General features: G+C 50.4%; 7 protein-coding genes. 5 read left to right on the top strand and 2 right to left on the bottom strand.

All coding sequences use genetic code 11. From position 1 onward, the window contains the following. The first annotated feature begins 909 nt into the window (after positions 1-909). Complete coding sequence (locus METLU_RS0110355) at positions 910-3,300, top strand: LTA synthase family protein (protein WP_027158151.1); 2,391 nt, start codon at positions 910-912, stop codon at positions 3,298-3,300. Positions 3,301-3,323: 23 nt separating this feature from the next. Here METLU_RS0110355 and METLU_RS0110350 read toward each other — a convergent pair whose 3' ends face one another. Continuing rightward, entirely contained in the window at positions 3,324-4,142 is an 819-nt protein-coding gene (locus METLU_RS0110350; RefSeq protein ID WP_027158150.1) for a class I SAM-dependent methyltransferase, read from the bottom strand. A 367-nt stretch (positions 4,143-4,509) separates the two neighbouring features. On the opposite strand from METLU_RS0110350, the gene METLU_RS0110345 reads away from it, so the two are divergent. From METLU_RS0110345 to cas9, 3 genes are all read left to right on the top strand, one after another. Then, positions 4,510-4,746 (top strand): WGR domain-containing protein, encoded by a 237-nt coding sequence (locus METLU_RS0110345; RefSeq protein WP_036243021.1) that lies wholly within the window; start codon positions 4,510-4,512, stop codon positions 4,744-4,746. A 955-nt stretch (positions 4,747-5,701) separates the two neighbouring features. Next, the gene (locus METLU_RS28645; RefSeq protein WP_231383583.1) at positions 5,702-6,358 is read left to right on the top strand and encodes a hypothetical protein; all 657 of its coding nucleotides are present in this window, start codon (positions 5,702-5,704) and stop codon (positions 6,356-6,358) included. Further along, positions 6,255-8,780, top strand: coding sequence for a type II CRISPR RNA-guided endonuclease Cas9 (gene cas9, locus METLU_RS25080; RefSeq protein ID WP_331271288.1), 2,526 nt, complete (start codon positions 6,255-6,257; stop codon positions 8,778-8,780). Before METLU_RS28645 ends, cas9 begins: the two co-directional genes overlap by 104 nt. A 32-nt stretch (positions 8,781-8,812) precedes the next feature. On the opposite strand, the gene METLU_RS0110325 is transcribed toward cas9, so the two are convergent. Further along, positions 8,813-10,960, bottom strand: coding sequence for an FAD-dependent oxidoreductase (locus METLU_RS0110325; protein WP_027158147.1), 2,148 nt, complete (start codon positions 10,958-10,960; stop codon positions 8,813-8,815). 798 nt (positions 10,961-11,758) lie between these two features. Here METLU_RS0110325 and METLU_RS0110320 point away from each other — a divergent pair. Beyond that, positions 11,759-14,839, top strand: a complete 3,081-nt coding sequence (locus tag METLU_RS0110320; protein WP_027158146.1) for a transglycosylase domain-containing protein — start codon at positions 11,759-11,761, stop codon at positions 14,837-14,839. Positions 14,840-14,963: the final 124 nt, after the last annotated feature.

The following is a 14,963-nucleotide window of genomic DNA, read 5'->3' as shown; positions in this document are numbered from 1 at the left end:
GGCGACCGCTACCTTGGATGAAAGTCCTGCTAATTTCTGGACGAGTTGCTGCCAGCGGTAGTTGTCATAGTAGTAATTGTAATAGTAATAATGTAATTATTAACCTACTTATTTAGTCAGAATATTTAAATAATAATTCCATTGCAAGCTTGTTTTGACTCGACAAGGCAGTTTCTGATGATTATTCAGGGGAAAAGAAAACTGGAAGGGGAATCTAACAGCGTTGATCCGCCAACATGGCTGATCTTGAGTTTCAGCGCATTATGTCGGCTCAAGGCTTTCAGCCACGGAATGGATGACTTTTGCCTGAATCCCCTAGTTCCCAGACACAATTCAAAGTACGGGGATTTTGCAAACTACGATTAATTATCTCGACATAAACTGATGCTCGGCAGAAGCGCTGAACTTTTAATGAAGCGCATGAGTCAACATTTCAAAACTTACGCAGGCATAGAGGCCTTCCGTATGATAGCCGATAAATATTACACCATTTTGTCAGCTAGTGCTTTTACAAGGGCTGACCCTGTCTTTGGAAGATGCGTACAAAATTAAAACAATAGTGGTGGTGGAAATATGCAACTCAGTTTGGGAGATAGATTCGCCGAATTGCACGCGTAACAAATGATTGAGCAACTAAACCAATGGTTTTTGGTTTGGACAACGCTCGGCTCTCTGTAACAAGTATGTGAAATTGGTGGCGGCATGTCGGCCATTCTTGCGGCCGGCAAAAGAAAGTGACCAATGAGAACCAAAAAGGAACGTCGGCTGGAAGCACGCTGAACGTTGTTGCATAACTAAGGCTGCCCGAATACCCCTGGATGGAATTTTGATTGACGCTGGCTCTTGCCATCGGAAATGGGATTGGTTTCCGAGTCGGAAGCTAAACCCAAAACATCAAGGAGATATTGCATGAACATAAGTTATCGAGAGTTTTTCAAGAAGCAGAAACACTTCATCTTAACCGTGGCGAAACTGCCGGTTTCCAGCGATACACTAGGCATGGTCAGCGCAATCATTATACCTGCGCTAATAGGAATCATTGGAATCAAAACCTACAAAATTCTCTTCGCGCTCTGGCCTGTTACCCGATCAACACTGGGTTGGGAACCTCCGACCCTCTTTGAAGGAATACGCATCTTCCTGGTGTCGCCGCTGGCGTTTCTTGCTGTTGCGTACTTGGCAGCTTATTTCGTCTTATGGCAGCGACTTTCGATCCGGCGCTGGTTGCGCGCAATCCTGCTGTTTTTGTTGCCATTGATTGCCTTGCCTTTGGCCAAGGTCCTTTGGACCGGGATAAAGGGGAAGAATCTAACGGGAATTGAATCTTCCTGGGCGTATCAGATTGTCCATGTGTATGGAGATGCACTGTCAGATATTCAATTTCTGTCCGGGATATACCAAACGGACATCTTTTTTCTAGTCGGGTATGGCCTGCTTTCTACTCTTGCTCTTAGTGTCGTGCCCAACCGATGGCGACAGCTGGTGTTCTCGCTGTTCATCTGTTTAAGCGCAACCATTTTGGCTGTTGCCGGTCTGGAACTTGCCCATTATCTTAAAACAGGCATGAACGGCAACGCGTCGATGTTAATGTACTTTCTTGCGAATGCCGACGATCTGTGGGATATGGTAAGGGACGAAGTCAATTGGAAAACCATCGTTGCTATATTGGCACCTCCTTTTTTAATATTGCTGTGCCCCTTGATCAGTCGATTAGTAACGAGGAATCCGTGGATCAATTGGCAGCAAGACAAGTCAGTGTTCAACGCAGGAAAGGTGATCTGGCTGGTCCTGCTCGCCGGTATCCTTGCGCCCGAGCACATCGGTCAGGAATATATTCGACTGAGAGGAAATATTGTCCTTAACTTTGGCCAGGAGCTGCTGTTTCAACCTGACATACCCACTGAGGCATTCAAGGAGGGAAAAGCGCTAAGACAGGCTGCGTTGAACCTTGAGTTTGTTCCGACTGCCCGCGCACAGCGCTTAAATATTGTGGTCGTACTGCTGGAATCCGTGCGAGCCGATGCAACCGGCGTTTATAATCCGTCGCTTCAAAATACTCCATTCTTACGTGAGTTAAGTAAAAAATCCTTAGTTGCCAATGAGATGTATGCGGTTATTCCAAGAACATCCGCGGCATGGGTAAGCGTGCTGAATGGCATGTATCCCAGCATTAACTCTGCGCTAATGTATTGGGCCTACCGGGAGGCCGGTAATCCGAAGTTTGCAAGCCTTCCAAGGTTGTTGCGAAAGACCGGGTATAAATCAGCATTTTTTGTTCCAACTCATCTTAATTACGAAAATGAAGGTCAACTGCTCTTCAATATGGGATTCGACCAGATTGTATCTGAAAAAGACTATGGTAAAACTTCATATGAACATGTGAATTATTTTGGCCTTGAAGACAGGGTTATGATTGACCCCATCATGTCTTGGGTAGATACCCAAAGAAAAGACCATAATCCGTTTTTTCTGACCGTTATGACAAACGTAGGTCACGAAAAATACACCTTTCCGTCGACTTGGAAAAAACGGGAATTTATAGGGAGTGGCAACGAAGATTACAATAATTACCTTAATTGTATCGCTTATATAGACGATTTTCTTAAACGGCTGTTTAATGAATTTCAACGCCGCGAGTTATTCCAGAACACGATATTTTTTGTGCTGGGCGATCATGGAGAGCCTTTCGGCGAGCGCGGCACTAAGGAGCGTGCGCTCTCTATGTATGAAGAAGAACTGCATATTCCAATGCTCATCTTTGCGCCGTCTCTATTCCACGACGGAGGGAAAATCATTGGCCCCCGGCAGCAGGTCGACATTCTCCCGACCATTGCAGACATGCTTGGATTTTCCACTAACGGTGACCTGCCTCCCGGGCTTTCGCTTCTCAGGGACAATCCGAAGGACCGCGAGCTCTACTATAGCTGCATTCTGGAGGGAATAGCCATAGGCATGCGTAAGGGCTCGCGGAAGTATATATACAAATTTGATTCTGCGCCGATGGAGGTGTTCGATTTGGCAAAAGACCCTGATGAACGCCATGACCTGGCAGGCGAAATCAGCGAAACGGAAGCTTTAATGGCCAGGAATCAGATGCTGAAGTGGTATGGAGCCACAAGGTTATCGATGACAGGTTCGGAACCGGATCATGATTTGGCGGCGGCCAAACCTATCAGAGCCTGTTCAAAATTTTCGCAGCCACAGTGCCAGGAAAGCCAGAGTAACGAATTGCAGGCCGGTATTGGGCAAGCGCCCGGAATTTTTCTGAAATCATCGGCGCTTTTCCAACCAGACGAATGATTGTTTCACGATCCAGCGCTGGGTCAAGGCTTTTCGGCAACGGCATAGATGACATTCGCCTGAACGTCTTGTAGCCGCGCGTCGGCTATGAATGCCAGACTGGCCCGGCGAACATAGTCTATCGCGTCCGAATCCATCTGGTCGATCGTGCCGCGGTATCCCGATCCGAGCAGCGTTGTCCACCAGTCATCCGGCGATGCAATGGCGTGAACGGCGGATTCGGCCGCTATCGATGATTTGAGCACGCCTCCTTCGACCAGCACTTCATTGAGCGTTGAAGGCTCCGAGATGCGGTCCCATGGGTTGAATTCTTTATACAGGTCGGGCCTGACATCGCGAACGGCGTTCCAGAACGCCGTATTGGCCGGCTCGAAGAAATCCGGCCCCCAGGTCGTAATGGCGAGTTTGCCGCCCGGACGCAGGACTCGCCACAGTTCACGGATAGCGGCCGGGATATCGGGCACGAAAAATATCCCGAACACGCAAACCACCGCGTCGAAACTGGCGTCGGGAAAGCCGGTAGCCAGCATGTCGCCGACCCGAAACTCAACATTGTTTAAATTATTATTGCCGGCCTTCGTGCGTGCAAGTTCAAGCAGTTTCTCTGCCAGATCAATGCCGATTACCTGGCCTGACAGCCCCACTTGTGCGGCCGCCGGCAGTGCTGATGCGCCGGTGCCGCAGCATACGTCGAGCACTGATGAGCCAAGCTTTAGATCAAGCCGGTCGATGGTGCTTTGCCCGAATCGGTTCCAGAAAGTATTGGCCGGATGGTCGAACAGGTCGGAAGCGGCATTGTAGGCCGCCGCCGCTTTGGCTTGTGCTTCATTTAATGAAATCATGGGTGGTCTCTTGGATTTAAAGCGCCGCTTGGTGGACGGCCTGAATTGATACAGAAGATGGGTAATGCATTTATAATCCCCAAATAATACCTTAAAGACGGGCATCAGGAAACCTGGGCTAACTTGTTGGCATTGTCGAGCAAATTCAAAGCATTAATGAGTCTGCTTTGTCGGTTGCGCCATTCTTTCATGACACATTTGTTGCGGAATGGTTATGATATGCCCCCGCAGGCGCGTCAGGCGGAATAAATTCTAATCCCGTTTTAAAATTATCGAGACTGCCGGAGGGCTGATTTTTTGCTATGAACGCTGGACAAATCGCCCATGTAGCCTGGAAAAAGCACTTTCAATTGAAGGCGATATTGAAATGAACCGCATTTATCTGGTCCGGAACGAGGCGGACAAAAACATGAACCGGTTTTATCAACTGATCATCATGCCGGGGCTGTTCGGTGACTGGTCGCTGATCCGCGAATGGGGCCGTGTCGGTTCGCCCGGCACCGTGCGCAAGGATTGGTTCGATACCGAGGAAGAGGCCATCAACGCCGCCCAGCGCTTATGCCAAAGCAAGCAGAAAGGCGGCTATCATTATTATTCCCGATGAATCCTGTTGTATCGACTGAAAGGGCAACAGATTAATTATCCCGTCTGCCGCGCCGGCCGCGCGCGTTGACAGAGGTACTCCGCGGCTCTTCTTTATCGCGTTTCGTAGATATACACGCACTTTCCGTGATCGAAATAGTGCTTTCCCGACTCGTCCGCGGCGGCGCTTCCCTGCACCGTATATGAGGCATTCCCGTTCGCGGCCAAGTGAATAAGACGTTGAACAGACCCGCCATCCGCCAGCATAAGCTGAATAACAGAGTAAGACTCGCCTGTGTTTGTTCGGATTGAAATGCCGTCACCTTTATCGAGTTCGTTTATCAGCATACCCGAAACTACGAAGGGTGTTTCTGGGTGGCAAACAGGCCATGGATGCCGGAAGCGCATATTCAATATTGTGACCTCAAACTCAGACTCGCAATTCAAGCGCTATATAATAAAAGTCTGTAACGCCTGCTTATAGTACAAGGGCTTGCGGCTCATGATGCCGGGCAATTGAACCAGGTTATTTCAGCCATGGCAAAGGCGGTAAAGGATCACTTTGATAAGGCGCGAGCAATTATAAATTCAAGTGGAAAAGCGCTTGCTGTTAGCAAAGTCGGCACCGATATTGAAATGATCGGCTGCAATTCATTTTTATGAAATACGCGGCGAAAGCCAGATAACAGTATGTCACATTTTTACTTTCCAAGAATCCGATCAACAAACTTGCCGGCCACATCGGCTACCGCGAATTGATGACAAAAAAACAGACCGTCGGATGGCTAATTGAAGAGATAGGGAAATAATAAAAAGTAGCAAATCGATGGATATAAAAAAGCCCCCTTAAGTTTTACTTTGCGAGGGCTCTGGTCGCTTGGAAGCGCTGCCTACGGAAAACAATTCCATGGGTATGAAAAGTTAACGATAGGCCTTATCGGTTACATCAGCGTCTGGATTATACACAAGGATTATGAATGAGCAAGAGAGTTCTGGGATTGGATTTGAGTGCAAATGCCATCGGCTGGGCATTGCTCGAAGAAATGCACGGCAGTTCCAATAGGATAATTGATCTGGGTTGCCGGATTTTCAGCAAAGCCCTTGAAGAGAAAGCACCTTCTTCTAAAGATGCTGAGCGCCGCAATGCCGGATTAATCCGACGCATTCTTCAGCGCAGAGCCAGACGAAAGCAACGGATGCTCAATTATTTGTTAAAGCTGGACCTGCTACCGCAGGAGTTGCAGACATCGTCTCAACCGGGAGCCATACTGAACCAGATCGGCAACCCCTATCATTTGCGTGCAAAAGCGCTGGATCAAAAATTATCCAGGCACGAACTGGGCCGGGTGATCCTGCATTTAGTCCACCATGGAAGCCTTCCGCGCAGCCGCAAAACCTTGCTGGGCGATATGGTCGATGACCCTGATGCGTTGGCGGTTCTGGCCGAGCTGGGGGAGGGTGAGGACCACGCCGAACGCGGCAAGGAAGAAATGGCCTTTAAAAAGGATGTCGAGGCGATAAAGGACGGCTATCAAAGAGACGGGCTGCCGGACGCTGGGCGAATATCTGTCGAGGCTGGACCTTCGCGACTGCAAGCGCAATCGAGCCCTTGGCATGCATTTGCGCACGGATAGGCAAATGTATCAAGATGAACTGGAACTGATCTGGCAACAGCAGCAATACCATCATGTCCTGTTGACGGAACAGGTCAAAAAGCAGGTGGAACGCATCATCTTTTATCAAAGGCTTCCTAAATCGCGCACCGACCGTGTTGGCAGGTGCGCTTTGGAACCCAAACGCAAGCCGGCCGGTATGGCACGGCTGGAAAGCCAGCGTTTTCGCTATTTGCAGGCTATCAACAGCCTGACATACCGTGAGGATTGCGCTGAACATGAAGCGTTTTTGTCAGCCGGGCAAAAAGGCAGACTGGTCTCGCTGTTTGAGTCCGAAGCCGAGGTGACCTTCCCGATGATACGAGCGGCGTTGGGCTTTGACGAAGCCATGGAATTCAATCTGGAACGCAGCAATAAAATGCTGAAAGGCAACGTGACTGCCTGCCGGATCAGAAAAGTTCTGAGTGCATGGGATGATCTGGGCGCTGAAAATCAGCAGGTACTGGTTGAAGATTTATTGACCATCAACAAGAAGCCGGTTCTGGAGAAACGGCTGGCCGAGCACTGGGGCTTTGACCCGGTTACTGTTGCCAGTCTGTGCCTGCTGGAGTTTGAGCCGGGACATTGCCACCTTTCCGTCAAAGCCATCAACAAGCTGCTGCCTTTCCTTTATCAGGGACAGAGTTACTCCGATGCACGGGTTAGTGCGGGGTACGGCCAGGAAATTCAGGAGAGGGAAATAAGGAACAAACTGGGCGCGCCGCCCGAAACCGCCAATCCTGTCTTGCGAAAAGGACTGCGTGAGCTCAGGCGGCTGATCAATGCCCTGATTGCCGAATACGGCAAGCCCGATGCGATCAGAATCCGGATGGCGCGTGATCTGGACATGAATGCCAGGCGCCAGGCAGAATTCATCAGGCAGCAAAAATCCAATGCCCGGGCGAATGAGGAGGCGATGCTGAGGTATCAGGACATTCAGCGACGGAACCCGCATCTGGACTTGGCCGGCTTCTCTGACAAAACCGTTCAACTAAAATACCGGCTATGGCGGGATCAACAGCGGCGCTGCGCCTACTCCGGTCTGCGCATCAGTTCATCCGTTCTGTTTGGCTCCGAAGTTGAGATTGGCTACATTTTGCCTTACAGCGAATCATTGGACGATTCTTATATGAACAAAGTGCTGTGTTATCGCAAGGAAAACAGCAACAAGGGCCAAAAAACGCCTATTGATGCGTTTGGCGATCATAAAGAACAATGGAATAAAATTGTACAAAACCTCAACCGGTGGGACAGGTCTCTTACGCCGAAAAAAAAGCGTTTTTTCATGACGACGGCAATGGTGCGGAAAGAGGATTTTGTCAACAAGCAACTCAATGATGCGCGCTATATCAACCGTGTAACGCATGGTTATTTGAAACAACTGGGGACGGATATTTCGGTCAGTAAAGGCTTAACGACCGCATGGATCCGGCAGCAATGGGGATTGAACAATCTGGCTGGTGGCGCATCGGCAAAAGATCGGGCCGATTATCGGCATCATGCGGTTGACGCGCTAGTCGTCGCTTGCATTGATCGGCCGTTGTATACGCATCTGGTCGAGGCGGCCAGAGACCTTGAGCAGAAGCAGTCCCAATTGAATCTGGACGATTTACCTATTGAACCGGCCTGGAAGACTTTGCGCGAGGATTTACAGCATGCGCTCGATAATATGATTGTGGCGCATGCGCCGTTGCTTGACTCAAGTGCTCTGTCGCATGAAGAAATCGGGGCTGGCAAGGTCTATAGAAGACCTCTGGATGGGACATTTACACAGGTCAATAAAATTGTCGATCCCGTGGTTAAGGATATCGTCCGGCAGCATCTGGAACGCTACAATGGCAAACCCAAGGCGGCGTTCGCGGAAGGCGTGACGATTTATCATAAAGACGGCAAAACCCCGATCAGACGGGTGCGGATTCTGCGATCGGAAACCACATTGCCCAAGCCCGATCCAGCCGAATCCGGTGCAGGGGACAAGCAGGGCAGGGTTTTTAAATGGCTGGCCTACCACGGCAGCTTTCATCATGTGGAAATATTCAGAAATAAAAACACCGGCCAATATATCGGTGAATTTACGGCCATGACGGAAGCGAATCATCGAGCCTGGGGCATTGGCAAACAGAAACAGCCGATCGCTAAAACAGGCCAGGCAGAACAGCTTGAGTTTGTTATGGCGCTGCATGTCAATGACATGGTCAGCGTCGAACAGGGCGGGCAGAGGGTTTTTTATCGCGTCCAGAAACTGGATGCCGGCAGTAGGGAATGCGTACTGTGTCTGCATTCCACAGCGATCTCCGGCAGAAAAGACGAAGAGGTGATCCATTTCAGCATAAACGAAGCGTCATTTGGCAGATGGCGACTGCGAAAACACAAGATCAATGCGATTGGCAAGCTTATCGGATGATAAATAACGACAAGTTATATGAAAAAGTCGCATTAGCCCCGCCGCCAGGCGTGGAAGCGCGCTATCCACTTCAACAATGTTTCCGGCTGATGACGGCGCTTCCATACGCCAGCGGCGTATTTGTTGGCTTCCGCCATGGTCGGATAGATATGAATAGTGCGCAGGATGTCATTCAGGCCAATACCATGCTTCATGGCCAGCACGAATTCCGCGATCACGTCGCCTGCATGCTGGCCAACTATGGTGACGCCCAGAATTTTATCCTTGCCGGGCGGGGTCAGCACTTTGACGAAACCGTGCGCCGCACTGTCGGCAATAGCGCGGTCCAGGTCATCAATATTATAAATGCTGACTTCATAGGCAACGCCTTGTTCCCTGGCGTCCTGCTCATTCAGACCGACGCGGGCGACTTCCGGGTCGGTAAAGGTTGCCCAGGGAATCACTGAGTAGTCGGTACGAAATTTATTGAAGCTGCCGAACAGGGCGTTAACCGATGCGTACCAGGCCTGATGCGCGGCTGTATGAGTAAACTGATAGGGACCTGCCACATCACCGCAGGCGAAGATATTCGGATAATTGGTGGACTGAAATTCATCAACCCGCACCGTACGCCCGGGCGCCAGTTCCACGCCGATGTCTTCCAGGCCGAAACCGGCGGTGTTGGCTGTGCGGCCGATAGCCAGCAGTAGCCGATCAAAGACGATGCGCACTTCCTGGCCCCGATATTCGGCAATCAGGATGTGCTCGCCGTTTTCGGCAAGGAATTGCTTTGCGGTATGTTCCAGGCGTACGTCTATGCCTTCCTGACTGAACTTTTCCATTATAGTCGTGGAAACTTCCGCGTCTTCTCGCGTTAACAGGCGCGGTGCTTTTTCGACCTGGATGACTTGTGTTCCAAGGCGGGCGAAAGCTTGCGCCAGTTCGCAGCCGATAGGCCCTCCGCCCAGTACCAGCAAACGTCTGGGTTGCTCGCGCAAATTCCAGATCGTGTCGGACGTCAGGTAATCGATGTTGTCAAGGCCCGGGATCGCAGGAACAAAAGGTCGCGAGCCGGTGGCAATGACGATGGAACGCGTTGTCAAGGTGCGCGTGCCTTCCGGCGTCGTAATTTCAACCGCCCAGGGAGAAATAATCCTGGCGCTTCCTTCAATGACATCCACGCCGAGTTCCCGGTAGCGCTGCGCCGAATCGTGCGGCGCGACGGTTTCAATCACACGTTGCACACGCTCCATAATCCCGGCAAAGTCAAAATCGGCTTTAATGCCGTTGATGCCGAATTCGGCAGCGCGGTGAAACTGCGCCAGCAATTTCGTCGAACGGATGAGGGCTTTCGATGGCACGCAGCCGGTATTAAGGCATTCACCGCCCATTTTGTGTTTTTCAACCAGCGTGACGCGGGCCTTGACAGCGGCGGCAATATAAGCGGCAACCAGTCCTGCCGCGCCCGCGCCTATGACCACGAGATTGGTGTCGAACTTGTCGGGTTTAGCCCACTTTTTGTAAATTTGTTTGGCTTGAAAGGCCGAAACGACTTTGCGTGTTATAAGAGGAAAAAGTCCCAATAAGGCAAACGATCCTAGCAGAGCAGGGGAGAATATGCCCGACAAAGTATCGATTTTAGCCAGTTGTGTGCCGGCATTAATGTACACCACCGTACCAGGCAACATGCCCAGTTGACTGATCCAGTAAAAGGTGCGGGTTGTGATGGCTGTCAATCCCATGACCAGATTAATGACGAAAAACGGGAAAACCGGCACCAGCCGCAAGGTAAACAAATAATAAGCCCCGTCACGCGCCATGCCTTCATCCACGGCTTTGATGCGTTCGGCGAACTTGGCTTTGACAAGGTCGCGAAACAGAAAACGCGCGGCCAGAAAAGCCAGCGTGGCGCCGATGCTGGATGCAAACGATACGATCAATGTTCCCCATAGCAAGCCGAACAGCGCGCCGCCGGCTAATGTTAACAGCGCGCCGCCGGGCAGGGACAAGGCGGTCGCGGCAATATAAATCAGCGCGTAAAAGATCGTAGCCTTGACAGGATGGGCATTGGTATAAGCAAGGAGGGCCTGGTGCTTGGCCTTTAAAGTTTCCAGGGTCAGCAATTGCTGCAGATCGGAATAGAAAAAAGCGCCTATCAGCACGGCTATAATTATCAGCAAAACGATGTGTGATCTGGTCATTGTCTTATCCTAGTGAATGCAATGCTGATTGGAGTGTTTAATCACTATTAGATGTTATACACGGGCCTTTTTTATCCCGCTTATTGTGCAAGCGATACTTCATAAACCGATCTTTTCCAACTCACCCCCGTAACCTCATCAATTGAATAGTCTTCATAGATGCGAATTTACTTGTGATCTGGAGGGTATTCGCACTAACAACAATGCAGCCGTTTATAAAGCATTGAAGGCACTTTGGGTCGAATGCCAACAGTAGGCGCTCCAGGGACCCTGCCGTTGCGTAATATCAGTGGCTGTATTTCTTATAACTATTTGATATTTTTTAAGCTATCCGTTTGATGATGTCGAAAATGGCTATAGTTACCTGGAAATATTACCTACTGCATCTAAATCTGTTACGCTAATGCAGCGAGTGCGTAGCGCGTTTTTGTTAGTTGCCTGATATCAGAGGCGCAGGCGGCACTATCAGATAGACTTGAAGAAGATTTCTAACCAGAAGCCAAATGGGTTATTCAAGAAAACAAATAAAAAACCGCTATACTGTGTTGCGCAATGCGCCCGCACTAATTTAACTACGAACTACAGAAATTTAATACTGCGTAACATCACTTATTAACACCTGAATATTAATAGTATATTCTTCATCTGAAAACTTGGGCATTGTAAGTAAATCGAATCGATACATATAAAAATGACTTTAAATAACAGCATCGAGTGGAAATATTGTGTCGGTTTCGTTACTTTCTTATGCTCGCAACTAAGAGTGCGCTTATTTTGCTTTGAAGGAAATTATCAGGAATGCAAACGAATAAACGGATAATTCATCGGTTTTTTAGTCTGGCAATTCTGATCATTCTGGTTGGAATCAGTATTGTTTTTGCAACAGTTATCAGAGAAGAGGTTAAAACCTCCAAATATCAAGCCCAATATCTTTCCGAAATAAGCAAGCAACTGAGTTTCAAACTAGAGCCCGGTCGCAGTTCATCGATTCGTTACCCTGATCATGGTCCTTATGATTTGCGGCTAGGCTACGCGATGCTGCCGGATATGATTCAGCGTGTTGAAAAGGCAGGCTTTAGCATTTCCGCCCAGGCGGCCTCGTCTCCGATGCTGACTCAACTGGTCGATTATGGCCTATTCCCCATCTATCGCGAGAAAACTCAGGCCGGGCTTCGCATCGTTGATCAGGCCAATCAGGTTTTGTTCAGCGCGGTTTATCCAACTTACGGTTACCCCAACTTCGAATCCATTCCCCCTCTGGTGCTGAACACGTTGCTTTTTATCGAGAACCGGGAATTGCTGGATGAAACGAATACCACCATAAACCCCGCCGTTGAATGGGACCGGCTGGGATTTGCCGGACTGCAATTAATGGCGAAGAAACTGGGCGCTGATATCAATGTGCCGGGCGGCAGTACATTAGCTACGCAATTGGAAAAGTACCGTCACTCGCCTGATGGCTATACGAAATCTCTGATAGACAAGTTTCGCCAGATGGGCAGCGCATCGGTGCGCGCCTATCTTTTAGGACCTGATACGCGCGAAATGCGGCGAGAAATCGCCCTGGCTTACCTGAATTCCATGCCGCTAGCCGCGACGCCGAGATTGGGAGAAGTCCATGGTTTGGGTGATGGCTTGTCGGCCTGGTTCGGTGCGGATTTTAACGAAGTCAACAGAATGCTCAGTCCGGGCGCGATCAATTCGGAAAATATCAGTCAGAAGCAGGCGCAAGCCTACCGGCAGGTTCTCAGTATTCTCCTATCTCAAAGGCGGCCTTCTTATCTATTGGGTCCGGGCTATCAGGCGCTTCAGTCATTGACCGATCGATATTTGCGGGCGATGGCGAGCCAGGGCGTTATTTCGCCAGCGTTGCGTGATGCCGCACTAAAAGTATCCACTGCCCGCCCTGTAGGTCTAAATTCGTCTCTTGCCAAATTCATGGCCGAGAAAAAAACACAGACCGTGCTGAGAACACGTCTGGCTAGAGCGACGGGCGTGAAGTCCATCTATGAACTGGATCGCCAGGATTTAACGGCCACGACTACTATCGACTACCAGACGCAGCAAGCCGTCGGGAATGCGTTACGCCGGTTGAGCGACCCGGCTACAGCCCGTGCCGCCGGCGCGGTAGGCTTCAGGTTGCTGGGCGACAATCAGGATCTGTCTCCCGTCGTCTATAGCCTGATGTTGTTTGAACGCAGTGAAAAAGGCAATCTGCTGCGCGTTCAAACCGATAATTTTGATCAGCCTCTTGATATTAATGAAGGCATTCGCCTGGATCTTGGTTCAACCGCCAAGTTGCGTACGATGGTGCATTATTTGCAGCTTATCAGCGGTCTGTACCATCAGTATAAAGACCGCCCGACTCAGGAACTGGAAAAAGTCGAACTGCATCCACGCGATTATTTATCGGCATGGGTTATCGAGCAGCTTCGGCTGCATACTCAGATAGGTCTGGAGGAATTGCTGAATATGGCGCTGGACCGGCGCTATTCGGCCAGTCCTTACGAAAATTTTTTCACCGGCGGCGGCATTCATCATTTCGAGAATTTCACGCGTGAAGAAAACGCTAAAATCATGTCGGTGCGCCATGCTTTGCGCGATTCCGTGAATCTGGTCTTCATTCGCCTGATGCGCGATGTGGTCTATCATCATCTTTACAGGCCCGAGGGCGTCGCCCGCTGGCTTGAGAATGAAGAAGACCCGCGCAGGCAAGCCTATCTGGAGCGTTTTGCCGATCGCGAAGGACTGGTTTATCTACGGCGTTTTTATGCCAAATACCAAGGCAAAAGCGCGGAAGAAGCCCTGGCCCTGCTGACCCAGCGCGTCAAGGCCAAAGCGTCGCGGCTGACCATGCTGTACCAGGCCATTTATCCGGATCACGACGAGTATGATCTCAACGCTTATCTGAAAGCGAATCTGCCCTCGTCCATTCTAGCCAAGGAAGACATTGGCGAGCTGCACAAGAAATATTCAACAGCAAAATTCGACTTGCAGGATCAGGGCTATATCACCAAGATTCATCCGCTTGAGCTTTGGCTGGTCGGTTATCTGGCCAAACACCCGAATGCCGCGCGCGACGAAGTTCTTGCCGCCGGCGTCGAACAGCGGCAGGCCGTGTACCGGTGGCTGCTCAAAAGCAAAAGAAAGCATGCTCAACAACGGCGTATCATGACGTTGCTGGAGGCCGAGGCATTTAAAGAAATTCATCGTGCCTGGGTACGTCTCGGTTATCCGTTCCAGGCATTGACGCCTTCTTACGCGACATCTATCGGCGCTTCCGGCGATCGGCCTGCCGCCTTGGCGGAGCTGATGGGCATTTTGCAGAATGATGGCATAAGACAGCCGCTGATTCGATTCGAAAGCTTGCACTATGCCGAGGCCACACCGTACGAGACATTACTGAACAGATCGCCCGGTAAAGGTGAGCGCGTCATGCCGGCTGAAGTCGCGCGGGTGGCTCGCGGCGCGCTGACTGGCGTTGTGGAGGGCGGAACCGCCTCGCGTCTCAGGGGCGTTTATACCGATCTGGAAGGCAAACCTCTGACTGTAGGCGGGAAAACCGGCACCGGCGATCATCGCCGCGAGGTATGGGGAGAGGGAGGTCGCCTGATTGAGTCGAAATTCATCAGTCGCGCCGCCACGTTTACGTTTTTCATCGGTGACCGGTTCTTTGGCGTTATCACCGCTTATGTGGCCGGACCCAATGCCGAACAGTATCACTTCACCAGTTCACTGCCGGTACAGATAGTGAAGTTTCTGGAGCCCACGCTTTCGCCTTTGGTGAATCGAACTGCAAATAATCCGGGTTCCGTGCCAGTGCCTAAAATGGCGATGGCCGACAAAAATAATGTAACAGCTGCTCCAACACAGCCTTAGAAGCTGTTCACGTGAATGCGTGTGGGAGGGCGGTTCACTCGCCCTCATTCGCTCAGTTCTAATATGGGTCTTATGAAATCTCCGGAATCTAAGCTGAATAGTGTTGAGTTTCCAGAGAAATGCC

Source organism: Methylobacter luteus IMV-B-3098 (assembly GCF_000427625.1).
Classification (GTDB): Bacteria; Pseudomonadota; Gammaproteobacteria; order Methylococcales; family Methylomonadaceae; genus Methylobacter; species Methylobacter luteus.
Note: the sequence above shows the minus strand (reverse complement) of the source record. Positions and strands in the feature narration are given on the sequence as shown.